Source organism: Providencia sp. PROV200 (genome assembly GCF_049901995.1).
Taxonomy (GTDB): domain Bacteria; phylum Pseudomonadota; class Gammaproteobacteria; order Enterobacterales; family Enterobacteriaceae; genus Providencia; species Providencia rettgeri_E.
This window is the reverse complement of the sequence record NZ_CP096308.1, coordinates 234,817-257,567: the sequence shown is the minus strand read 5'-3', so window position 1 is coordinate 257,567 and position 22,751 is coordinate 234,817. Positions and strand designations below refer to the sequence as shown.

The 22,751-nt window shown below is 47.9% G+C and carries 34 protein-coding genes; 8 read left to right on the top strand and 26 right to left on the bottom strand.

Translation table 11 applies throughout. The annotated features are described in order from the left end of the window. Positions 1-103: 103 nt before the first annotated feature. The 25 genes from M1E86_RS21305 to mobI form a co-directional block, all read right to left on the bottom strand. The gene (locus M1E86_RS21305; protein ID WP_206086754.1) at positions 104-412 is read right to left on the bottom strand and encodes a hypothetical protein; all 309 of its coding nucleotides are present in this window, start codon (positions 410-412) and stop codon (positions 104-106) included. A 17-nt stretch (positions 413-429) separates the two neighbouring features. Then, positions 430-708: a hypothetical protein gene (locus tag M1E86_RS21300; RefSeq protein ID WP_166268101.1), complete on the bottom strand. Its 279-nt coding sequence runs from the start codon at positions 706-708 to the stop codon at positions 430-432. Between the two features lie 276 nt (positions 709-984). Next, positions 985-2,004: a ParB family protein gene (locus M1E86_RS21295; RefSeq protein WP_042847158.1), complete on the bottom strand. Its 1,020-nt coding sequence runs from the start codon at positions 2,002-2,004 to the stop codon at positions 985-987. Positions 2,005-2,006: 2 nt separating this feature from the next. Next, positions 2,007-3,254, bottom strand: a complete 1,248-nt coding sequence (locus M1E86_RS21290) for a ParA family protein (protein WP_042847160.1) — start codon at positions 3,252-3,254, stop codon at positions 2,007-2,009. 215 nt (positions 3,255-3,469) lie between these two features. Continuing rightward, on the bottom strand, positions 3,470-3,748 hold the full coding sequence (locus M1E86_RS21285) for a hypothetical protein (protein ID WP_042847162.1): 279 nt from the start codon (positions 3,746-3,748) through the stop codon (positions 3,470-3,472). Further along, a complete protein-coding gene (locus M1E86_RS21280) occupies positions 3,730-3,972 on the bottom strand; it encodes a hypothetical protein (RefSeq protein ID WP_206086755.1) in 243 nt (80 codons plus the stop codon). The genes M1E86_RS21285 and M1E86_RS21280 overlap by 19 nt, the downstream gene beginning before the upstream one ends. Positions 3,973-4,077: 105 nt before the next feature. Then, the gene (locus M1E86_RS21275; RefSeq protein ID WP_042847166.1) at positions 4,078-4,338 is read right to left on the bottom strand and encodes a hypothetical protein; all 261 of its coding nucleotides are present in this window, start codon (positions 4,336-4,338) and stop codon (positions 4,078-4,080) included. Between the two features lie 30 nt (positions 4,339-4,368). Beyond that, the gene (locus M1E86_RS21270; protein ID WP_042847168.1) at positions 4,369-4,605 is read right to left on the bottom strand and encodes a hypothetical protein; all 237 of its coding nucleotides are present in this window, start codon (positions 4,603-4,605) and stop codon (positions 4,369-4,371) included. Further along, on the bottom strand, positions 4,602-4,871 hold the full coding sequence (locus M1E86_RS21265; protein ID WP_042847169.1) for a hypothetical protein: 270 nt from the start codon (positions 4,869-4,871) through the stop codon (positions 4,602-4,604). The genes M1E86_RS21270 and M1E86_RS21265 overlap by 4 nt, the downstream gene beginning before the upstream one ends. 50 nt (positions 4,872-4,921) lie before the next feature. Next, positions 4,922-5,125: a hypothetical protein gene (locus tag M1E86_RS21260; RefSeq protein ID WP_166268099.1), complete on the bottom strand. Its 204-nt coding sequence runs from the start codon at positions 5,123-5,125 to the stop codon at positions 4,922-4,924. A gap of 63 nt (positions 5,126-5,188) precedes the next feature. Continuing rightward, on the bottom strand, positions 5,189-5,629 hold the full coding sequence (locus M1E86_RS21255; protein ID WP_042847174.1) for a hypothetical protein: 441 nt from the start codon (positions 5,627-5,629) through the stop codon (positions 5,189-5,191). Positions 5,630-5,837: 208 nt separating this feature from the next. Beyond that, a complete protein-coding gene (locus tag M1E86_RS21250) occupies positions 5,838-6,020 on the bottom strand; it encodes a hypothetical protein (protein ID WP_162762199.1) in 183 nt (60 codons plus the stop codon). Between the two features lie 30 nt (positions 6,021-6,050). Further along, the gene (locus tag M1E86_RS21245; RefSeq protein WP_162762190.1) at positions 6,051-6,356 is read right to left on the bottom strand and encodes a hypothetical protein; all 306 of its coding nucleotides are present in this window, start codon (positions 6,354-6,356) and stop codon (positions 6,051-6,053) included. Between the two features lie 75 nt (positions 6,357-6,431). After that, positions 6,432-6,659: a hypothetical protein gene (locus tag M1E86_RS21240; RefSeq protein WP_042847181.1), complete on the bottom strand. Its 228-nt coding sequence runs from the start codon at positions 6,657-6,659 to the stop codon at positions 6,432-6,434. A gap of 24 nt (positions 6,660-6,683) precedes the next feature. Continuing rightward, positions 6,684-6,917, bottom strand: coding sequence for a hypothetical protein (locus M1E86_RS21235; protein WP_162762200.1), 234 nt, complete (start codon positions 6,915-6,917; stop codon positions 6,684-6,686). 164 nt (positions 6,918-7,081) lie between these two features. Next, positions 7,082-7,600: a hypothetical protein gene (locus M1E86_RS21230; protein WP_042847185.1), complete on the bottom strand. Its 519-nt coding sequence runs from the start codon at positions 7,598-7,600 to the stop codon at positions 7,082-7,084. 170 nt (positions 7,601-7,770) lie between these two features. Then, positions 7,771-8,070 carry a hypothetical protein gene (locus M1E86_RS21225; protein WP_250264767.1) on the bottom strand — a complete coding sequence of 100 codons (300 nt, stop codon included), beginning with the start codon at positions 8,068-8,070 and terminating at the stop codon, positions 7,771-7,773. A 75-nt stretch (positions 8,071-8,145) separates the two neighbouring features. After that, positions 8,146-8,703 (bottom strand): hypothetical protein, encoded by a 558-nt coding sequence (locus M1E86_RS21220; RefSeq protein WP_052219409.1) that lies wholly within the window; start codon positions 8,701-8,703, stop codon positions 8,146-8,148. Positions 8,704-8,880: 177 nt separating this feature from the next. After that, positions 8,881-9,258, bottom strand: a complete 378-nt coding sequence (locus M1E86_RS21215; RefSeq protein WP_042847192.1) for a hypothetical protein — start codon at positions 9,256-9,258, stop codon at positions 8,881-8,883. A gap of 205 nt (positions 9,259-9,463) precedes the next feature. Beyond that, on the bottom strand, positions 9,464-9,721 hold the full coding sequence (gene yfaE, locus M1E86_RS21210) for a class I ribonucleotide reductase maintenance protein YfaE (protein WP_080750913.1): 258 nt from the start codon (positions 9,719-9,721) through the stop codon (positions 9,464-9,466). A 181-nt stretch (positions 9,722-9,902) separates the two neighbouring features. Further along, positions 9,903-10,199 carry a hypothetical protein gene (locus tag M1E86_RS21205; protein ID WP_042847195.1) on the bottom strand — a complete coding sequence of 99 codons (297 nt, stop codon included), beginning with the start codon at positions 10,197-10,199 and terminating at the stop codon, positions 9,903-9,905. Between the two features lie 202 nt (positions 10,200-10,401). Continuing rightward, positions 10,402-10,821, bottom strand: coding sequence for a hypothetical protein (locus M1E86_RS21200; protein ID WP_144139060.1), 420 nt, complete (start codon positions 10,819-10,821; stop codon positions 10,402-10,404). A gap of 116 nt (positions 10,822-10,937) precedes the next feature. Further along, on the bottom strand, positions 10,938-11,120 hold the full coding sequence (locus tag M1E86_RS21195; RefSeq protein WP_162762201.1) for a hypothetical protein: 183 nt from the start codon (positions 11,118-11,120) through the stop codon (positions 10,938-10,940). A gap of 883 nt (positions 11,121-12,003) precedes the next feature. After that, positions 12,004-12,492 (bottom strand): hypothetical protein, encoded by a 489-nt coding sequence (locus M1E86_RS21190; protein ID WP_042847204.1) that lies wholly within the window; start codon positions 12,490-12,492, stop codon positions 12,004-12,006. A 68-nt stretch (positions 12,493-12,560) separates the two neighbouring features. Next, positions 12,561-12,992, bottom strand: a complete 432-nt coding sequence (mobI, locus tag M1E86_RS21185; protein ID WP_042847206.1) for a conjugative transfer protein MobI(A/C) — start codon at positions 12,990-12,992, stop codon at positions 12,561-12,563. Positions 12,993-14,005: 1,013 nt separating this feature from the next. On the opposite strand from mobI, the gene M1E86_RS21180 reads away from it, so the two are divergent. From M1E86_RS21180 to M1E86_RS21145, 8 genes are all read left to right on the top strand, one after another. Further along, positions 14,006-15,031 (top strand): ParM/StbA family protein, encoded by a 1,026-nt coding sequence (locus M1E86_RS21180; protein WP_042847207.1) that lies wholly within the window; start codon positions 14,006-14,008, stop codon positions 15,029-15,031. 16 nt (positions 15,032-15,047) lie between these two features. Then, positions 15,048-15,578, top strand: coding sequence for a hypothetical protein (locus tag M1E86_RS21175; protein ID WP_042847210.1), 531 nt, complete (start codon positions 15,048-15,050; stop codon positions 15,576-15,578). Between the two features lie 29 nt (positions 15,579-15,607). Continuing rightward, positions 15,608-16,171, top strand: a complete 564-nt coding sequence (locus tag M1E86_RS21170) for a transglycosylase SLT domain-containing protein (RefSeq protein WP_042847212.1) — start codon at positions 15,608-15,610, stop codon at positions 16,169-16,171. Beyond that, positions 16,164-16,697: a hypothetical protein gene (locus M1E86_RS21165; protein ID WP_042847215.1), complete on the top strand. Its 534-nt coding sequence runs from the start codon at positions 16,164-16,166 to the stop codon at positions 16,695-16,697. The genes M1E86_RS21170 and M1E86_RS21165 overlap by 8 nt, the downstream gene beginning before the upstream one ends. Next, positions 16,694-17,209: a FlhC family transcriptional regulator gene (locus tag M1E86_RS21160; RefSeq protein ID WP_042847218.1), complete on the top strand. Its 516-nt coding sequence runs from the start codon at positions 16,694-16,696 to the stop codon at positions 17,207-17,209. Before M1E86_RS21165 ends, M1E86_RS21160 begins: the two co-directional genes overlap by 4 nt. After that, positions 17,209-17,628 carry a hypothetical protein gene (locus M1E86_RS21155; RefSeq protein ID WP_042847219.1) on the top strand — a complete coding sequence of 140 codons (420 nt, stop codon included), beginning with the start codon at positions 17,209-17,211 and terminating at the stop codon, positions 17,626-17,628. The genes M1E86_RS21160 and M1E86_RS21155 overlap by 1 nt, the downstream gene beginning before the upstream one ends. A gap of 144 nt (positions 17,629-17,772) precedes the next feature. Next, a complete protein-coding gene (locus M1E86_RS21150; RefSeq protein ID WP_191901262.1) occupies positions 17,773-18,483 on the top strand; it encodes a hypothetical protein in 711 nt (236 codons plus the stop codon). Between the two features lie 103 nt (positions 18,484-18,586). After that, positions 18,587-19,795 carry an IS4-like element ISVsa5 family transposase gene (locus M1E86_RS21145; protein WP_001352368.1) on the top strand — a complete coding sequence of 403 codons (1,209 nt, stop codon included), beginning with the start codon at positions 18,587-18,589 and terminating at the stop codon, positions 19,793-19,795. 114 nt (positions 19,796-19,909) lie between these two features. Here the strand turns inward: M1E86_RS21145 and traN are convergent, their stop codons facing one another. Continuing rightward, positions 19,910-22,624: a conjugal transfer mating pair stabilization protein TraN gene (gene traN / locus M1E86_RS21140; RefSeq protein ID WP_191901261.1), complete on the bottom strand. Its 2,715-nt coding sequence runs from the start codon at positions 22,622-22,624 to the stop codon at positions 19,910-19,912. Positions 22,625-22,751 lie beyond the last annotated feature (127 nt).

Here is a 22,751-nt window from a genome sequence, read left to right as displayed (position 1 = left end):
TCTATCCCATAGATTTATTATTTACTGATTTAATTTTATCGCACCACCAGCGCTGACAAAGTGACATCCAAAATTAAACCGCCACAAAGGCGGTTTAGTTCACTTACTCCACAAACCAGAGCGAGGCAAGATAGGCGCACCCGGCAATCTTTTGTTCGTGCTTCGGGTCGAAGCTTTTCAGGATAACCACGATATGCGCCAGCGCCCATTTCAGTTCGACACCTTCCTTGGCTGCTGGTGGGCATTCAAGCCCGTGGTAAAACCAACGCTCAATGAATACAATCCAGGGGTTCTTTCCCTGTTTGAATTCGTCAGGGATGAGATCCCATTTTGGCAGAAACTTTTCAATGTCCGGAGGCCCAAATGCCAGAATGACCTGTGTGATGTTCTCGTTCGGCGTCCACGTCTTCATGATTTTCCTTTCCAGCGTCAGGATTTGGTTTTCAGTGATTCGGCAATTTTGGTGAGCACCGCACGCAGCTGAGTTTCATCGGCGATGATAGCCGGGATGGCGTTCAGGCATTCCTGGGGCAGGTAGATATTACCGAAGAATACCAGCTGATCTTGAGTTGGTTGGAAGCTGCAAATCCACTCCCAATCGTTATTGGTTTCCCAAATACACAGCAACTCGGTACCGTCGTTGTTTTCGGTCGTCAGTTCCAAACCGCGACGCTCGGCAAAGCTATGGGTTGTCTTTGAGATCTGCATTTTTAATCCACGAGTAAGGGCGGTATTGAGTTCTATTATCCAGCAGTTCTACAGTTGACGAAGGGGGATGGAGGTGTTTTTTGTTTTGGCGAACAAGGGGGTGGTTTTTATTGGTTTTTCTTCTGCTTTAGTTGATATTCTATCGTAACACGCTGTTTATTAAGCGATTTTAAACTTTGGTTTTTTTGGCGAAAAAAATGGTTTTTGCTACAGGAAATGAGGGGAGGGGAGGGCTGTAAAGAAAAAGCCACCGGGGTAGGTGGCTTAGAAAAGAACTTACTCACTGTCTTCCTGAAGACTTTTTGTTAGCTTCAGACGTATCAGACGCTCTATGTCTTCGACGACTTTTTGATTGAGCCTGTTAAACTCAAAGCGGACTTTCCGGCCGTTACCACTGTAACTGATTCGTGCATACTGATCCTTGTTCTCGAATGCGACAATATCAGATGTTTTCCATGCAGCGGCGGGCTTCGCTTTATCAGCCATGATTTCCAACATAGTGGCTACTTCTTCCAGGATATCTTTCTGCGTCTCCTGAATATTCTCAACAGGCTTGTCCTTACGGTTGTCTTGGACTTCCTGGCACAGCTCACCAATGTCGATCATTTCCTTCTTCGCCGAACCCTGCACCTTCGCTAAACGGCTATAGAAAGTATTCGGGATACCTTCGCAATCTGGGAACAGAGCGATCAGGCGAGGGTCGATTTGGGCAGCTTGAATCCGCTTACGGACAGACTCGGTACTAATGCCGATATGCTGCGCAAGTTCCTCATTGGTCGTGAAACCATTCTCTTCCATCAGTTTCAAATACTGCATACCAACTTCGCGATACGAGAATTTGCGAGAGCTTTGTGCGGCGCTGATGATAGAGAAGATATCTTCGTTTGAGATATCGTTTGGTAATACCCACAGCGGTAAATCAGCTGATAGCTTTTCACAGCAGTAGCGGCGTCGGCTACCTTCAATGAGTTGATAGATTCCATCTACGCGGACAGCGATACCTTCGGTATCCACCCCTCTTTCCCTGATCTGCTCAAGGATGTCACGCATGGAGTTCTCGTCGAGCGCTTCCTGGTTGCGTGGGTTGAGGGCGTGAACCACTGTTTGCTCAGATACTTTACTGCCAGGAACGACAACATGCTCGGCATCGACTTTACGGCCATCTTTTAAGGTGAATGTTCTCTTAGGTGCGCCTGCACCCCGCAGTGGTGGTAATCCGCTTTTTTGCTCAAAGCCGGTTCGCTTGCCTGCACCCAGATACATATCCTTGCTTGTGCCTCTTTCTACGTCGGTCATTTTTATTTCTCACTTTTCGCCGAAAAACTTTTGATTTCATTAATAAATTGCTGATACACAGAAGTGACTGACATTTCTGCCATGTCAAATTGTTTTGCAGGGCACAGGTCTTCTGACTTCTTGATATCCAAGACGGTGCGGCCTCGTTCGGCCGCAGCAACAAACGCTTCAGAGTGTTTGATGTTCGTAGTCATAAACTTGTCCTGCACAGTTCGCACCAGCTTATTCAGAGTGCGAACTTCGTGCTGGCTTTTATCATCGACATTAACAGCCAGCACCTTCATCCATTTGATGTTTTCACCCCTGGATGGAAGTTGTTGCAGACGAGCGCCGATCGTCAACATGTAGTTCGTCGTGGATGCAAAGTCATATTCACGCGGAGTGATAGGAACGAGAAGGGCGTCGGCGGCTTCGTTCGTAGACCAGATAATTGGTGAGTCCTGCGGTGGGGTGTCGATGAAGATTAGGTCGTAATGCTGTTTCAGCACAGGGATAACAACATCTCTAAAGCGCGTTAAAAGCGTATTGCGCTCTTCCTTGTTCAACCGCCAATAGGTATCAGTAAAACGGTCATCAGTAGGGAAGGCCGTGATGACGTCCATATTTGGCAGGTGAGTGCTAAACGGAATGTTGGCAATGATGTCCGCTTCTGAGTAACCGGCGTTGATGTACTGTGAGAAATCACCCTCAGGCTCGTATTCGGCTAACAGCACATCAGTGATAGTCAGATAGATATCATCTTCGCTGGTGGAGCGGATCAGGTTGTTACCGATAGACCCTTGGGGGTCAAGGTCAATGATGCAGCAACGCGCGTTCAGATTTAAATCCAAAGCTGACGCCAAGGCGATCGTCGCGGTCGTGGTACTTTTGCCTGTACCACCTTTGTGGTTTTCAACGACGATAACCCGAGACTCATACATGTCGGAGTAACGGGGCGCGCCCAACTCATTCATGATGGCCTGCACGTCAAATCGTGTGTAAAGGTGGTTTTTGTTTTGGAAGATAGGCTCACCAATAATTTTCTGATCTTGTAACTCGGTCAGAATTTTAGTGAACGTATTACGTGACTTGCCGAAGAAATCAGCGAGCATCGTTTTGTTCAGGCAATGGTTATAAATGAGTCTATCTAAGCCATCTACCTGCTCATCAGTGACCTTGATGGTATTGGCTTCGGTGATGGATTCTTTCAGAGAAATTTGCTCGGCTTTCATTCGCTGGCCGATGACCAGGATTTGATCAAGAATTGACATAAATAGCCCTCTAATTGTTTTTCATTATTATTAATGCAAATTGAGCGCAAGACAAGGTAAAAGTGCATTGTAATGCATAATTATTAAATATTCGCATCGTGAATGTCAGGGTGGGGGTTGGCGAACAAGGGGGTTGTTTTCACATTTAAAAGATAGGTCACCCCCTCCAATGCACTGGCATTACTGTGTTTGAGAGGGAATGTACGTTTGACGAATTATTGAGTCTGTAACGCAGCGACTTCCGCTCTTGTGGCAAGGCGCTGACTACCAAACAACCCCTTGATCAGAACAGGTTTCTCTTTTTTCCATCCCTTGATGGAGTTCAAGCCAAACGGCTTCGGCTTGTTGTGATTCCAGCTTGCGATAACACTGGTCTCATTGACCTCGACGATCAGGACAGGGTGTACAGACACGGTGGGAATATTCGTGCTCCCCAGTTTGTGGCGAGTGATAGACCATACGGTATCGCCCACCTTCAGTTTGCTAATGACCATAGCAGAGTTCCCGGCCCTTCTTTCCCGGTGAAGGTCTCATCGCACTCTTCAACGATGTCGATAGCCAGTTCACGGATCCAATCGGCACATTCGATTTCACCACCACCAGCAACGTTGAAGTCGATACGTTCCTGCGCGGTGTCATCATTCACGATGAGTGGGACGCGGGTTTCGTTGAAGCTGCTGAAGATGAACATCGCGACCAGAGTTGGGTTCAGAGACATGGTGTATCCTCGTTTGTGTTATCAGTTGTTGGACTTCCAGTATCCACCAGCACCAACCGGTGACGAAGGCAAAAGGATGAAAAAAACATATTTATTACCGCTGCATCACTTGAGGGTTACCGCAGTTCCGATATACAGCATGCCGCCGTTCAGGAGTGGTGTTGCTTTAACACCGTACACGGCATTCGCCTCGCCATTTGACGCCTCGGATGCAGCCGCACTTAATTCCTCCAATGCGACGCGAGCTTGCCTTGACGGTATCACTCCCCGCCTATTGGCTTCAAAATTAGCGATGACTTGAACCATCCCATGAATTTTTTGTATGGCATAAATATCAGGAATGAGATCGGTTGTAAGTATCAGCATTGTTCTACCTCACGCGACTTGATTCACTCGCTACGCAGCGGGTGGAACTTCTTTAACGACCAAGATCTCAACTTCAGCGCCCTGTTCCTTTTGCGTTAACTCGACACAGCGCAACGCCGCAGATTTTGCAGAGCACCACGAGTGCGCATACCAGTCACGCTCTCCAGTTCGGCAGGCAACAGCATGGGTAGCTTTCCACGTCAGTTCCGCTTCTTGCACTTTGCCATTTGGCAGTGTGCAGTAAAATTTGCGCAGCCCCTTTTTCATTTGTCACCGTCCTGTTGGGCAATACCCAGAGCTGCGATCTCTTTGCGAATATGGTCAAAGCCAGCCCCAGTATTCACATCATAATCACTGACTACCGCATTCAGCACCTGTACCTGTTCGGCTGGAGTAAGGGCGCGTTCCAGGGAAAGGTCAGAAGCAACATCCGCGACGTTTTCGAGCGTCAGTGTATCGATGGCAATCATCTGGCCTTCTTTGAAATTGCTCATCAGATAATTGATCAGGTACTCACGAGTGCCGAAATTCATACAAATTCCTCAGATTGGGAAATTAGCCCCCGTAACCGGAGGCGATACAATTACGCTCGACGGCAATATGCCTGTCTGAGTTTAAAGGCTTCTTCAGCAAGATTGAATGCCACGTTAGCCGCTTCGCTATCCCTCGGCCCCGATGGACGGTTATTGTCCCAAAGGGTAGATGCCACACCCGTAAGCGCGCTTGCCAAGAGTGAATCGAAAACAGCTTGTACCTCGTCAGAGGTGATGATTATCTCATATCCCATTATTGCCTCGTTATTGGTATAGGGAAGGGGGAGTGACCGCCGGAGCGGTCAGTCGTCAGTCAATTAAGCTGCGAGGAACGTGATCTCATACGAACTCAGTTTATCGTCACGTTCCATGCCTTCAGTCAGCGCGATGATTTCTTGCCAGAGGGCTTTGGTCTTCTCACCGCCACCTTCAACCATGCCATCGACCTTCAGGTAGCGTTCTGGGTGGGTGACGGTCAATCTGCGCTTCACGGGATCCCAGCCACTGTAATGACTGATTTGAATATCGATATCCGCCAGCTTTTCCGGCGCGGTACGTTTGAGGTTAAGCACAGCATCGAAGGTAAAGACAATACGGTCGTTATTGTCTTCGGTGTCGTACCAGACCGTGTAACGAGGCTTCTGACGCACACCGCGACCGGAGCGACCCCAATTGGTCGTGTGCTGACGGATGGATAGCAGGGTACGTTTATGGGAAGTGATACCTGCGTAACGTAACAACTCAGCTAAAGTATGCATCGGTTTTCCTCGTGTTATTTGTTTTGTTTACTCATTAAATTCTCACACGACCCGAACTGCTGACGAAGTGAATCACGATAAAAAATACGCGCCCTTTCATCCCATTCCCCAGGAAAACCAGAGCCAAACTCTTGGCCGCAAAATTGGCAAGCAGACATACCCCGCTCGACGCGCGTTCGGGCAGGGTATCGAGTTTTGAAATGGCTAATCAGTGTAGGGATTTCACCAATAGGCCGTTATCGCGGGCATGTATTAGCAAAGCATTGTGCCGTGACTGTACATCTGCCAAGTCACTTACGCTGCCGTTAGTGATCAGCCAACCATTGGTGCCTGGGGTGCTGTATTGCACCATGCGCTTGCCACCCGCCTGAGTGTAACGGTGTGCGCGCACCTCTATACCCTGAGGAAACATACCTACCCCCTAACTTCGCTCAATGAGGAATTGCATAGCATCATCGTTGCTACGCAGAACAACGTCTTTGTGCTCCACCCACTTGAAAGCACCGTTACTGCATTGGACAGGATCCCTGACAATCAGCGAACCATCAGCGCCAATGACATACTCATACCCAGCTTCTGCAATTGCTAAGCGATAATTGGAAGCCACCAGCATTAACAGTGTGTCGAATACTCCAGAGGCCAAGGCTTTTTTAGCGGCTTGAATGCGTGCCGATGTTCCGGCGTTTGGTTCCAACTGCTGAATACGCGTTGCATCTTCCAGGAGCATTACGATCAGGCCCTTCAGTTCGTCAATCATGGAGGTAACTCTCAATGCAGGGTGCCCCGAAGAGCACCGAGGGTTTTATTCAGGCTTGAAGTCCGAAGGGACGACAACGCGGAAAAAATCGAAGTCCTGCACGGTGGCCTTACGCATGTCATCCGATGGGGTGATCAGCTGCGGCTCCATAGACAGGCACGCACCTAACTGCGGCTTGCTTGCCAGAACGCCTAAGATGTTCGGTTGCTCAGGAAAGGTATAACCAAATGTGTGGCCGTTCTTGACCCAGTATGTACCGTTGATTGCGCTCATCGCTTTTGTCCTTACGCTGGTGGATCAGTGGGTCAGATAATGGTTGATGGCACGCTCAACGAACGAGACCGGCAGACCACTGCCATGCGCCAGGCGCTGAGTGTTAGAACGAACCAGCTCACGCTCATAACCAAAGCTGCTGCTGTAGTGGTACCACAACGTGCGACCTTTCTTGAACAGGTCGGACTCGTTTGCTATGCGCATGAACTGAGCCGGAGTCTGGCTCGGGCGTTTTGGTTTTTGGTTGATAGCGTTCATAGTAATGACCTCGATAACTGTTATTCGTTTTGTTTACTGCCTCTAAAAACAGTATCACCCACGGGTAACCGCTGACGAAGCAAATCGAAGGAAAAAAAGATATTTTTTTGAGAGGGGAGGGCAAAACAGAATGGGGGAGATCCCCCCATAGTTTAGATGGCGTATTACCGTTCGGTAATGCTGGTGGCATTTTGCATTCCGGAAAGTTTCACCCAGGCCATAACTTGTTCTTTGTCCAACTGGCCGCTCAGGGTGATGTAAGCCGGAGCGGCAACCAGGAGCGAATTACCGATAGAGAAATGGACGTTCACATCAACGCGGGACGCCCAAGGTATAGCAAACCAGAACACGGCATCGAATGGGGAGTGGATATTGATGCCATGTATCAGCTTCACTTCCCAGCGAACACCATATTCACCTCTGATGCCACGATAGAGGTGACCACGATCGCAGGCCCAGTCATCACCATCTACGTCACGCCAGATAAGCAGTTTATCATCTACAGCCTTAACGCTAGCCCCATAACGGGATAACAGATTCAGGATGGCCGCTGGTTCCTTAGCGAGGATGCTTTCAAGAACCACTCGCGAATCACCACGAACCTGTGTCACCGTCACAGTATCGTTTTCACCGAACCAAACTTGATGACCACTTTCTGCCAGGTGAGCAATCAGATTTAACATTGTAACTCCATGTGTTAATTATTTTTGTGTTAATAGTTAACCATGACCTTTACCGCTGACGAAGTTAAAAGGACGACAAATTTGGAAGGTGTTAAAACGGGGATTAATTGCAAAGAGATTGGCAAACCACATCATGCTTAGGTCTGCCGATATGAATGGCGCAGCAGATCTCAGTTTTTGCAGTCGAGCTTTTTGACGAGCCAGCGCTGAACCGGGAGGGTCTCTAACTCCATTTCAATGGAACATCTCTGGTCTGCAATGATGGCTTCATAGGTTAACGTGTCTTTAGAAACCGTACCCTGGGAAATGAAAATCTTTGCATTTGCTAAATAATCAAATGCAACCTTGCGAGCGATGTGCTCGTTCTCTTCGTTCAGATGCAGTTTTGGCAACTCACCCTCAGCCGTAGTAGCTTGAGCCAATGTAGGTAACGCAAGGGTCAGCGACAATAAAATAAGCAATCTTTTCATTGGATATTAACCTGTTGGGATTATAATCTGCCGAAGCATATCATTTCTGATATACCTCGGTTCTGTTTTTTTGGGTTATCCGCCAGGGTAAAGCAACTCGAAACGTTGAAGGAAAGCAACGCGGGCTTCCTCCGCCGGGAGAAGTCGTAACCCCATCAAATCCGCTGGTGGATATTTAGCGGGATCCGGAAACGCCTGGGCACCATGTCGGCCGAACATACTCATTTCAGTTGCGAGCATACGCAAATCAGCCACTTTCACCTCCGGCGACTCCACCAGCGGCAAACCATACTTTGCTCGAATAGCGCGATCGACACGACCTTCGATTTCACGGTAGTCCGGCAAGCGCGCTTTAAGAGGGCTGCTCACATCACCGCAGTATGCTTCACTGGCATCATGCATCAAGGCTTCGAACGCAAGATGCGGTTCAACCAAATGGCTGACCAGCACGCAATGCTGAGCCACGCTGTAATGCTGATCCAGGTGACCGGTAAAACGACAGATATTGGACAGAGCCGTCGCGATATCCTCAATATTAATCGCATCAGGGTTGATATCTTGGAACGAAAAACGTTTCCCGCTGTGGGTCAGTATCCAATCCGGGGCGGAGCCTTGTTTTACTTGTACGTGCATAGCTGCCAACAACTGCGCCACCAGCGACCGCTCCAACACAGTCAAATTACCAGACGTATCTGCCTGAAGGAATTCAAGCTGCTGTTTAGTGTACTTCGGCAAAGTCATCTTCTCTCCGATTTCATAAACGCTTTAACGCGCAGATTTTAAAGCCAACTTGTAACGGGTCTTTACTGCTTACTGACTGATTTTGCTCTTCTGAATTTGTTGCCAGGCCTCAATCTCTCTTTGAGAATCAGCATCCATGTCACCGGCCTGCAATGTGATTTGTTCCTCCAGAATGGAATCGAGATAGAGGTGATAGCGAGCACGCCGCTGTATACGCATAACAAAGAGAGCAAATACCAATACCCCACTACCGATCAGCGAGAAGGAAATGGCTGGGAGTGATGTCATCGGCATAGAGGAACTGCCGTCGTTAATCCACATAGACAGCTTTACCACCAGCACCGCAATGACCAATAGAACTACTGGGCGCATGATTGGGCGAATGGTACTGAAGCGGTCATCCCGGATGGAAAGGAGAACACCTTGAGAGGGGTCGTAGAGTGCCATCGTAAATACTCCGGTTGTTAATCTTAAAACAAAGCTAGCACGGTGCATTTGGCTGACGAATAGCGAGCGGCCACAGTAGAACGTCTTTTTTGGGTAAGTGAGAGCGCTTGATTACGTATGAGAGATACCAGAAAAAAACGCCACTGTTGCTGGTGGCGCTTAATCATATCGTGTATGAATTATCGAACGGAACAGACGGAAGCGATTAGATATCCAGCTCAACGTCAGTTCGGGGACGACAACAACAAGGCAACACTTCGCCTGGATTCACAAAGGCCAGGGGCTTAGTCACATACTCCACCGTACCGGCCAGTAAAGACACTCGGCACGAACCGCAGTAACCTTCCCGGCACTGATACTCAACCACAATGCCTACTGACTCCAGTCGTTCGAGGATGGTACTCACGTCGCTGGTGGCTTCAATCCGCTTTTTGCTATGTACTGCATGGATACACCCAGACATAATTCCACCCTATGTAGTGATACTGAACCAAGGGATCTTAAAATGTGCTAAAAACGCCTCAGCGGCTCCCAGAGGCGTTTCTTTGTTTCCAGTGCAATCGTATGTGGATTTAAATCAAAAAGTCGCCCTGAGACGTTTTCATGGCGAATGAGAAGGGATCCCGATCCTTCTCCGATCTACTTTACGACGCCGTGGAGCGACTCACGGCGTCGATAAAACGTTTTTCCCCAACACCAAACAAGAACGAGTCCAGCGCTTTACGGCCCGCTAACTCAGCCCCTTCCAATGCCGTTGCCAGGAAGTCGATCGGGCACACCATGCGGCCAGACAGCTTATGGGTGACCACCAGGTGATGGTCATTCATGGAGCGGGTAACCAGAAACTCTACTTGTTCACCATGTACCGATCGGCTGAAGCTCGCTTCCACTGAAACATGCGCATAACCATTTGCCGTTTTTACCTTGCCTGCCAACTCCATACGCTTCTCCTGTGTCGTTTTCTTGTCTGTGGTCAATCCTACCACCAAGCACCCTCCGACAAAGCGGGATTAACACAACTTGCCAGCGATTCTCTCGGCCAACCCCTCACAGGAGAACAACAAGTTATTTTCCTGTTCACGGTTCCCAAAATGAAAAAACCGCCCAAGTGAAGGCGGTTTCAAATCCAGCATATTGCTCGCGTTATTCCTCGGTCAGAGGCTTCAACGAGAAACGCCCAATCCGGGTATAGCGACCCAGATAGAACCCGACGAACGAGCTCAACACCACACACATGGTTCCAGTAAACCCAATTGGTTCATGCAGTACATGCTGCTGAATGTTCATGATCGCCCACATGCAACCGGCGTAACACAGAAAACCAGGAACGGATACCAAACGTTGCTCTCCGTTTGTCAATGGCCTTAGCCACCCATACACCGCGCAACCAAATAAAGCGAAACAGATAAACAGGCTCGGAAACGCTCCATCAGCCAGGGCATTCATCCCCGCCACAACCAGAAACAGTAACGATACGTTAAACCAGTACAGAGATCCCGGTGCCGGTATTTTAGTGCCAAACAATCCAGACTCACTCGGTGCCTTTGCCGCTTCGATGCTCATGCTTACCCCTCGTTGATTGTTAGTTCGTGATCGGCCAATCCAATCACTTGAGCCCTCGACATCCCCCACGGATAACGAGAGCAAAACTCAGAACTTTAAAACCCTGCCCAGCCTCATCACCAAATCGCGATAAAGCCACTTTCTTCGCCCCCGACAGAGTGACCCACCTTGTGACACAACATCACCAGATGAATATTAAGACCCATACGCTCCGTGACGAAATTGCTTAACGAAGCCAATGATGAGTATCCAATTTCGTCACTGAATGCCTTGCCCGCGAAATCACAAAGTAACTTCACCAAACCTATCTCATCCACCAGCGCCAGGCTCAACGTCAACGCAACTACCTCTGTGCGCTCTCCCACCCCAGATGCTCGTTGCGCCGATCGCTCTGTGGCAATTCCGCCGCATCCGACAAGCTCGGCTCCACACTTTTCAACAGCGTGAACTATGGGGACCCCCAAAACTCTCCCTCAGGGCTTCCTTCTCAAATAACCGGGTGGAAAGCTGAACCCTCTTTCACACCCGAGAAACGACTCAAAGAGTACGGGAGCCAAAAAAATCAGGCAAAGGTTATCGGCCTCGTTTTGCGCCCGTTTTGGGACGGACTCAAAACCAAATCCGTTAACACCCCCAGTGGAATAAACCGTAAAAAACCCCAAAACCCCCGGAGGAAACTCACTCCAAAAATCCAAAATGCATTCACACCCCTCAACAACCCCCGGAGGAAAATCATTCGAGGCATCCTGCTCATCTAAACCTCATACTGAACCCGCCATCCGCGACCCGCGAAGTGCTCTAACTCAACACCCTAAACAATCCCACCCATATCATTGCCCGCAATCCCTGAGAAAAAACAAAGCGCCATTTCCGTACCTCATTCTCACTTTGTTTACCCGAATTACATTCACATCGAGAACAAAACAAAAACAAAATCGCTCCTTCTTGTTTCGTTTACCTTCCCACCTTTCCCGATCGCAAATAGTCACCGCAAAAAAAACAAACCCGGCCATCCCGAATTCATTCTTGATACCCCAGCGCCCGTTGAAAGCCCGAGAGTCGCCTAAAGGCTCACTAACTGATCGCCTGAAGGCTCACTTTACAGAGGGAGACGTGTTTAAAATTAGGCGTAAAAAACCGGGACGGTGCCCGGCTTCAGATGTGCTATGGCGATGCGTTAAGTTAGCTCATAGAGGCAAGCTCATGGATTGGCGCGCTCATATTGAGAGACCAGCGGGAGACCTTGTTCTCAGCATCAACTTGATAGCTGACCAGGAACATGTAAATCCCGAAGCACAAGCGTGAAGGCTCAGTGAAGCCCAGCATGCATTTCGATTCCCTCGCCCCGAACAATGCCATCACCTTCAAGAGAACGTCCTGATCCCATTCATCAGCATGATGGATATACACCAGAGTGTTGCGTTGCAGACCCTTCGCAAATACTTCAAGTGCAGCCAGATCACTATTGGTATCAGCCAACACCTTAACGGCCGCGATCTTTTTGTGATTCGCCATTGTCATTACCGTTTCGACAGTACCGTCCAAAACTTCATGGGTCGCCTTTAGTCCCCAAAGTAACTCTTCGTGTTTTGTACCCAGGTTGCGGGTGAAATTTGCGCACACTTCACTGATTGCAATTGTTGCGTGTCTGTTAACGTTTTCGTGAGACATTCTCAACATTCCTCTTGAGTTGATTTTAACCATACCGGTCGTTTTGTTTACGCAGCTATAACCCCACGCTAAAGCTGCTTCCTACTCTCTGTTATCCGCCGGGATAACAGCTGGCGAATTGCCCGGTTCTTTTTCATCTCAGAACGGATCAAACTCAGCTGCGGTTCGTAAGTAACAATGAGCGTCAATTCACGGGGTGTAGCATCCGTGAAAACTTTCGCTGGATAGCTTTCCCCTTTGTTCACTTTCAAATACTTCGGAACCACCCTTGCAATTTCCCCTCCCGCCTTTCGCAATGGAGTCATCCTCGCCCAGCGGATCCGAACGGATGGACCCTGCTTAACAACGTTGAATGAGTAATGCGCTTTTTCACCACCGGCCGTTGCCAGCTTCCAAAAATCTTCTCTCAGCGTCGTTGCTTCGGCAGTCAAAACATCAGCCGATCTGTCCAAGGCTTTGACGCTTTCCTCCAGATGCTTGATGTAGCTTTCCACATCCATAGAGTTACCCTCACTTTAAAAATTCAAAAAGACCAAAAAAACGGAACCCCTATTATTACCCCACATGAGATCTCTTCCGGCTAAAGCAAAAACACCCTAAATAGGTTCAAAAACTCAGCCCCCCCAAAAAAAGCGGTAATATTATTACGCCGCCTTAGTGATCTCATGGACTGTTTCTCTTCTTTTGCACTCTCATGGCGAAAAGAAAGGCATCAGAGTTGTTGGGTGAACACATGAAAATACCTTTTTGAGCAAGACTGCGATTTTGGGGGGCAAAGAGGCTAAATCACTGCCTTTTAACTAACCCCGTATATAATATGGCAGCAGAGTGATCTTGTGGCATTTCCCTTGATTAACACTCTTATGGCGAAAAGAAAGGCATAAGAGTTCAATAGTCGTTACGTAATCCAGTCACCAGGCACACTAAGCACTAAAACAGCACATCAACTCAAGGTTTTTCGTCCCCGAAACGAGGCGCTTTTCCGGCTTGCGATCGAAATCGTCCCATCAAAATCTATCCTGGTAACAGCCGAAACATCGTGGAAAAGAGATGAAGATTAGCAGGTGTTGCCACTCAAAATAATTTGGTTCAATCGGTGAGTTTCTGACCTGTATTTGGGTTAGTTAATTTCGTCAGCGGTTATCCCCATGATAAAACGAGAGGGGTAATCCGTACCAAAAACAAGAATTATTTTTAAGTCGATAGCCCTGATTTACGGCCATATCTAGCCGTAAATCAGGGATAAAAAAGGCCATGAATGAAGGCTAAATCTGGCCTTAAAAATTGGCTAAATATAGCCGTAAATCATGTCCTTTTTCGTCCTCGTTTTGTCGATGAAAAAGGATGTTTTGTGATTTTCGAATGGCTATGATGTGCTCCGATTGTCTCGGGGCGAACGAATTTTTCGGGGTGATATCTCGACTGTCTCACTTTGTTAGCAGCATGAAGTGGCAAGGATGGGGGGGACGGAAGGGTATCACAAGCTGTAATTGTGTTAATAAAAGGTTAACAAATGAGTAAGAAAAACGCGATCGTATGTGGTGTGGACATTGGTTATAGCAACGTCAAAATTGCGACTGGCGATGCTTTTGCTTCTGTACCAGACGTCTCAATCTTCCCAGCGTATGCCACCACGGAAGAAGAAGAGGATGTAAATCTGGTGAAGCGCAATCGTGACCACGAAGTCACCGTCTACCCGAACGGAAACATGTGGCGAGCATTTACTGATCGTCCAGATGGGCGTGAACTACATGACAGTTATCACACCACGGAAATGTACTTGGCGCTGTACTTTGGCTCGTTGGCAAAAATTGCCGAGAAGGTCGGTAGCACCATTGACCTGTTGGTAACTGGTTTGCCTGTAAGGCTCGCCAGTGATGATAACGAGCGCTCCAAGTTGGTCGCCAGGTTGACAGGTACATTCACGATTAATCCGTCCACAAAAGTGACGGTCAAGCAAGTGATGGTAATCCCGCAAGGTGTTGGTGTTATCAACGATGTCGCGAACCGCGAAGGCTTTATCAGTGAAGATGAACTGTCAGAATCTAATATTCTGGTCATCGACCCTGGTTTTTTCTCGATGGACTATGTGGCCTTCAGTAATGGTAGCCGCGTGATGGGCTCCAGCGGCTCTTCACTGAAAGCCACCAGCACGATCATTGAAGGAATTGTTCGCACTCTCAATGAAGAAAACCCGCATGAGCGGCGTGATGATCTTCCTGAAATGGTCGAAATTGCGTTACGCAAAGATGCGGCTTCGTTCTTCAATGGTGCCCGCCACATTGAAGTAAAACCGCTGCTAAGCAAAGTTATTCCGCAAATCGCTGGTGGCGTAGTAAAAGAATTGCGCAAAAATGTCCGTGCGTTAGGGGCTATTCACATCATTGTGACCGCTGGTGGTGGAGCTCCTTATTATGAGCAGGCCGTGCGCGAAGCGTTCCAGAATGCCCGTATTGTAACGAGCCCAAATCCGGTCGCAAGCAACGCAATTGGCTTCTGGAACTACGGCGTTGACACCGTCATCTACGGTGACGAATAACGGATAAGGATACGTAATGCAGTTACGGGTGACGATTAATGACATTCTTTGTCCCGAGCTCGCTGCGTACCTTGAGTCCTGTCCACCAGGCAAAAGAAGTAGCGCACTGGTTGCCCTGGCGAACAGGGCTTATCTTGAAGGGTTAGGGCGTGAGGCAACGCCCAACATCTACAAGAAAGGAAAGGTAAGCGAGAAGCCGCGCTCACAAAAATTGGCAAAAGGAGGAAAAACAGGGCAGAATATTTCGTCGCCGGTGGGGACCGGTCTACAATCGTCTTATTCTGAAAACCAACCTGAGTTAGCAAAGCAGCAAGTAGCTCAGCCGTTGGCATCAAAAGCAGTAGAAGCAGTATCCGTTATACCAGGAAGCAATATTGAGTCTTCGGAGCCGCGTGGGGCGGTGTTGATGAAGAGCGAGGCAGGAAGCGAAAATACATTGTCGGTATCAGTAGATACTCAATCTACTGAGAGGGATACCGATGTTAACGCTGAAAAATCGATCCATACAGAGACCGCGTTGCCGCGTAAGCGGTTCCGCTTAGGCTAAGCCACTCTGTTGGGTTAGGGGTAAACAAAATGGGTAAATTACTGTTAAGCGCCAGTGTGGCAGCAGTAATCCTCTCATCTCAAATACTCCCGGCACAAGCTGGGGTGGTTGATTTGAAAGGAACGGCATGGGAAAAACATGCCAAGAATGAATGCGGTCTGGACCCGCATCTCTTATACGCCGTTGCTTTGTGGGAAAGCAAACAGCGTGCCGGTGGCGGCGGTTATGTCGCCCCAAGCCCTTGGGCACTGAATAATGCAGTTTACGGTGCCTACTATCCAAAAAACTACGAAGATGCGAAGCGCGCGCTTAAGCGCTACATAGCCGCATCTAAAGTAACCGATATCGGTATCGCCCAGGTCAACTATCGCTGGAACGGGAAGTATGTCAGCAAGCCAGAGGATCTTCTGGATGTAGACACTAACATTCGGGTTGGCGCGAAAGTGTTATGTAACGCTATCAAAAACTCCCCAGATGACATCGTTTTAGCAATAGGTAGTTATCACACTCCGAACCCGGAACTGCGTGACAAAGCGCGTTGGTACGGTACGAATGTGCTCAGAATCTGGAAGAGGCTGATTGAAAATGGTTAATGAAAACATATCGCTATTGAGCTGCGCTGCTTCACTGGAAACACGCGCGCAATCTTTTTTCCGCAGTCCGTTTGTTCTGTCTGAAGATGATCGCTTAGTGTTAAAAGACAAAGACCTTCTAGCGCAGCTGACAAAATCTGTTAAATCATACAACGTACCTGTTTTTATAGTTGACTACATGCCTGGACGCAAACTTACAGAAGTGGATAACTTCGTCCGGCATGACTCCTATATTCTTCGGCTTGCACTTCTCGTGTACAGCATCAGGGTGAAAATTCTCAACGGCACGCTGGCCGAGTCATTTTACTGGTTGGGCTCCGATGAAGCGTTGAATTTCATTGAGCGGCTTGACGATAGTCAAACCATTGACGCCATCATCAAGGGCGAACTGTATATCAAACCGGTTCGTTCGCTGCGGGAGCTCGCTTCTGGGGAGTGGAGCTCTGTTTTTGGCAGTGATAACCCGCACATGACTTTGCCAGCTTATTTGCAATTACGTTTTGAACATTGGAGCACAGATCTATGAAAGCCGCACTCGTAAAAGATGAAGACATTTTTGCTTTGGCACAGCGGATGGTCAAACTGGGCTTCCGTCGTCGTATCATTACCACGTCGCTTAATGCAAGTGACCGACTCATTGACCATTTGAAAAAACAGTTCGGTCAGGAAGAAGTGGCAATCGGACGCTTGAAACTGTCGGAAACCTTCTTGGCTTCGCAGCCAAAAAAGATGGAGGCAACCAACTTTATGAGCATCTATCTACGTCGCGCGAAGGACCCTAGCAATCAGGATGACATCAGTGAAGTGGTCGATTCGTTTGAAGTGTATCGCGAGTTAAATATGCGATTCAGACCGACTATTGCGGCGGATGTTATGCTTCATCCGAACGAAGCCTGGACACTGGCGCGTGACTTCCGTTCTGATGAGATCCGAATGGTGAAATGCGTACATTGTAAAATGTCCTTTATCACTCCCTTTGATGGTGATCGTTCGAATAAAAAGCATAAGTGCCCGTTCTGCGAAGATAAGGCTCATTAATGCAAACGCGAACTTTGATTGGAATATTCACAGCGTTAGCTTTGCAGGGATGCACTTTTCATACGTTGCCTGGCAGCCAGTTGGTTGCTCCCGGTTATATGCGCGTGAATCTGTGCCAAAAGCTGGACTCGCCCGAGCTTTGCAAGTCGAAGTTTGGCGAGTTCAAGAAACGGCTGATCGTGAAAGACATTTCCTCCACGGCGGGGTATATCATTCCAGATTCTGTTGGTTGGGGATGGGTGGTAAACAAAGTGAATGCACCTTTTGTTTTCTACGACCCGGAACTGAAGACAGAAATCCCCCCTCTGGAAGGGGAATTTATTCCGGGAAATTTCGAACCAGCCCTTAAAGTACCTTGCACGAAAGATGCGACATGCAGCCACCAGCAAGTGCTAACCGCTTGGAAAGATTCAATTTAAATCAAATTCACAGTGTTAGATCCCTTATTTAAACAATAGGGGATTTTTTTTAGCCAGATTTCTTCGTCAGCTGTCATGGCGGGGTTACTATGCTCTCAACACGAAAAACTACTTACCTGCAACTCTACGAATAAGGTACCGAACATGAAAAAGATTCTGACCGCTTCTTTGATTACTCTGGCAATGGCAATGACGGGCTGTGCTTCTAAACCTGTTCCGATGCCGGTGGATACCAATCCGTCGGAGGCTTTACAGTTTGCCCGTGCAATGGAGATGCGCCAAATTACAGATGCAGGTGATAATTATGTCATCTATAACAAGCTGGTTGACGGCGGGCGTATTCTCCCACTTGAGAATCCAGTAAGAGCAGGAGAGGTTGCCAAAACTCAACGGTCAGGTGCCGGTACGGCAGATGTTGTTGGTGGGTTGGCTATTAAAGATCCATTCATTGCTTTAACAGGTTTTTTAACCGCGAAAAGACCTCAGCCTTATACTGATGGGGTTGTTTTATTCGGTTCCTGGGCAGGGGGAGACCGGGAAGTAGATCAGTCTCAAATGTTTGAAGCCTTTAAAACCTTCGCCCCTAAAATGGCAGGTTTTAATGAATATGAACTATGCGGGCAGGACAAGAGCTGGAGTTGGTTCTCGTTAAGTAAAGCTAAAGAAACCGGGCACCTACCAAAACCGCCTGTTTTAGTCAGCCCTGAAGAGTATCGCTCTGGGTACGCATCGGCCTGTTTCTTCTATCTTGCGGCGAAAAAAGAAAACATGCCATTGATGAAGGAACTATCTGTGGCCCTTGGTGCAAAACGAGCTCTGTTTGTGCCAGCCTCCCAAGAGCATGCTCCGTACTGATGAATCCCCTAATGATTTTTATCAAAATCATTAAGTTAAGGTAGATACACATCTTGTCATATGATCAAATGGTTTCGCCAAAAATCAATAATCAGACAACAAAATGTGCGAACTCGATATTTTACACGACTCTCTTTACCAATTCTGCCCCGAATTACACTTAAAACGACTCAACAGCTTAACGTTGGCTTGCCACGCCTTACTTGACTGTAAAACTCTCACTCTTACCGAACTTGGCCGTAACCTGCCAACCAAAGCGAGAACAAAACATAACATCAAACGAATCGACCGATTGTTAGGTAATCGTCACCTCCACAAAGAGCGACTCGCTGTATACCGTTGGCATGCTAGCTTTATCTGTTCGGGCAATACGATGCCCATTGTACTTGTTGACTGGTCTGATATCCGTGAGCAAAAACGGCTTATGGTATTGCGAGCTTCAGTCGCACTACACGGTCGTTCTGTTACTCTTTATGAGAAAGCGTTCCCGCTTTCAGAGCAATGTTCAAAGAAAGCTCATGACCAATTTCTAGCCGACCTTGCGAGCATTCTACCGAGTAACACCACACCGCTCATTGTCAGTGATGCTGGCTTTAAAGTGCCATGGTATAAATCCGTTGAGAAGCTGGGTTGGTACTGGTTAAGTCGAGTAAGAGGAAAAGTACAATATGCAGACCTAGGAGCGGAAAACTGGAAACCTATCAGCAACTTACATGATATGTCATCTAGTCACTCAAAGACTTTAGGCTATAAGAGGCTGACTAAAAGCAATCCAATCTCATGCCAAATTCTATTGTATAAATCTCGCTCTAAAGGCCGAAAAAATCAGCGCTCGACACGGACTCATTGTCACCACCCGTCACCTAAAATCTACTCAGCGTCGGCAAAGGAGCCATGGATTCTAGCAACTAACTTACCTGTTGAAATTCGAACACCCAAACAACTTGTTAATATCTATTCGAAGCGAATGCAGATTGAAGAAACCTTCCGAGACTTGAAAAGTCCTGCCTACGGACTAGGCCTACGCCATAGCCGAACGAGCAGCTCAGAGCGTTTTGATATCATGCTGCTAATCGCCCTGATGCTTCAACTAACATGTTGGCTTGCGGGCGTTCATGCTCAGAAACAAGGTTGGGACAAGCACTTCCAGGCTAACACAGTCAGAAATCGAAACGTACTCTCAACAGTTCGCTTAGGCATGGAAGTTTTGCGGCATTCTGGCTACACAATAACAAGGGAAGACTCACTCGTGGCTGCAACCCTGCTTACTCAAAATCTATTCACACATGGTTACGTTTTGGGGAAATTATGAGGGGATCTCTCAGTGCTCCGTATGTGTTTTACAACGGTAAGGTTCTTGAATTCAAAAACTAATATTACAGACGAAAGTAGAAACCCCGCCAAAACTGAGCGGGGTTTTTTATGATTAACGCACTTGTATTGAAGCGCCTGCTTTATCCTTCAGGTCATTTATATCAACGCTATCAACGCCATCCTTGAAACGGTCGAGGCTGTTTTTACGTTTACCGTCAACGTTGAGAATGCTGCCTGAACCGGTAATGCTGTCGAGATTGACTGATTCGGGCGTTGGCAGTAAATCGGCTGAGTAAAGTGAACCAATCCATTCCGACAGATCGACTTTTTGGAAGTCAATTCGACCAAACTCTTCCAACGTTAAGCCACGGCAATCCGGATTCTTGTTATCACCCCAACCAATGCCCAACTGGGCGCGCCCTTGTTCTTGGAAAATTCGCCCAATCTGTGAGTTGAACGTGCAGTAACTTGACCGTTTTTCAATGCACTGCCCTAACACTTTGGATTGGCACCAGCTATCGATGAAGGTCGCAAGTTTGGTTTCTTTTTTCACAGCAAGCTTAAATTCATCTGCTGTACAAGCCCAGATGATGTTTACCAAGATGTTTGCAACCTGATATGCCATGTAGGCATAACCGACAACGGAAATAGCGGAAGTAAGGGTGGAAGACAGCTCTACAGAACTGGCTAATGCGCCGTCGGACCCGACCGCAGCAACCGATTCTGACCCAGCAGCTGTGCCCCCGGCCTGGAATAACGCATTTGTTACGCTCGAACCAAAGGTGTCCAAAGTCCATTGAGCAACTTGTTTAGTTAAAGTGCCCACCGCCTGATCCATCATTTCTCCGATACCGAGATCTGCAATTTTATCTGCAACCGCTGACCCTGCATTACCAGTTAAGCTATCCAGTGCAGACATTGCAGGTTTAGTGATTGCATCAATAGCACTGTTAGCCAATTCAGAACCCATGTCGAACATGCCTTTACCTTGCTCGAACATGCCCGCTTTAACGGCCAGCGCATCTGAAACTTTCAGGGTGTAGTAGGTTAGCTGAAGATACTCAATCCAGCTGACATCAACAGGCTGGTTGCAGCAATCGACCCAGCCACCCAGTGCTGATTTACAAGTAGCAGCTTCACCTTTGAATAAGGTGCAAGTGCGATTGACGTTGATAGTTTCATCACCGCAGGTCATTTCGTTAACCGCGTAAGTCGCCGCTTGAAGCATTGCGACTGCCGTTTGGAAGTCTCCACTAGGTTCCGATTCTGGCGTTAAACAGGTACCGTTGATGCACTGCACCGCTCCAGCACACTGGTAAGTCTCGGTTTGTGTAGTGCTTGGCACTGTAACATCTTGACCGCAGTCCCAGGTCTCAGAAGCTTGCCAACAACCGCTTTGCCCACCAGCTGCGCCTGTGATGCAGGAAGACTTAATAAATTTGCAGGCATTGTTATTATCAAAGTCTTTGCATGAGTTATTCACTCCGGCATCAGTACCACAGTTAGATACAACGGTTGCACTACGGCAGAATGGGGAAAGCCCGCCGATCGGTGGTGTTTTAAGATCCTTTTCGCACACAGTAACCCCATTGATATAAGCGCAGCCATTCGCGTCAGGTGTGACTGTTTCATTGCAGGTGACCGAATAGTTTTGGCAATAACCCTGATTGACTGCATCCAGAAAAGTATTGAACCCTTCTTGGTTGTCGGCAATCCATTCATCTTTGCTAACGGCCTTAGATGGGTCGTAGCGAACTTCCAATTTCGCATAGCCTTCACCATTGCCATAAACTGAAACGCGTGTTTTGAAAATCAGTTCATCGCCGTCTTGTACTTCCTGGAAGTTCTGAGTCACGTCAGCCTGTGGATCAACACGCCAACTGGTATCCAACTCGCAAGGCCCTTCGGTTTCTGGTGGGAATAACTCACCTTTGCTGTAGTTCCAAGGTCGGTATTTCCCATCAGTACCTGCATCCTTCATTCCTGCAACAGGGCCCGCAAATACTTTTTTCTCACCAAGGTAGATCTGCATATAATCATCCCAGGTTGCGTAAGTCAGTTTTGCACTGGAAATGGCTTGCGGGTTGTAAACGCGAACACCTGTATATTCTTCATATATTTTACAACGACCATCCCAGTAGTTATCGCCGACTCTACCCACCCAAAGAGTTACGCAGGCTTCACCGCAACCTTCAATGTTGGCAGAACCGGAGCTATGGCTCAGGAAGCCTGCCACGTAAGGGTGGGTTAAACGATAGGTGCCACTGACGCTGGTGGTGCGAGTGCACTCTTTATAATCAGGAATGTGTTGCTTAACACCGTCCGTATTCAGTTCGGAGGTCATTGAGCAGTCATCCAGATCCTGCATGTATTTATCCTGGTTCGCCAAGAAATCTTTGTGTTTGTCAAAGATAGAATCCGTGGCTTTCAGTTTTGCAGTCGTTTTCGTTGAGCCTGAAACGGCGCGATAGGCTTCGCCTCGCAATGACGATTCAGAGGCAAGTGCAGAACCAGTATCAAAGCCTAACTTTTGGGTTTCACCATCATTACCATACACGGATTTCAGCTGATCCAGGGAGGTGGATGACGCCTCGCCAGGATACACGTTATTTAAGTTAACGGCCTCACCATCCCCATACTGAACAGTGCCGTTACTATTTGCAGAAAGACCGGGTAGAGACTTATAGAATTCAACCGCTGACTGAGCATTTGCTGCCGAGTTTGCCGAGTAAGCGTAGGGGGCATACATCGCTACAACCAAGTGGCTCATCGTGAACAACGTGCAGACCGTTTTTGAAAACCAATTTTTCCTAAAAAGGGTTATCATTCGTAATCACCTTGTAGATTGCAGGCATTGATGGCTAGGCGTATCACAGAAAATTTCGTCACCTGAAAGAACTGTGAGAGAATCAATGCATAGAGACGCCATTGAGCAAGCATAAATCAATGACGTA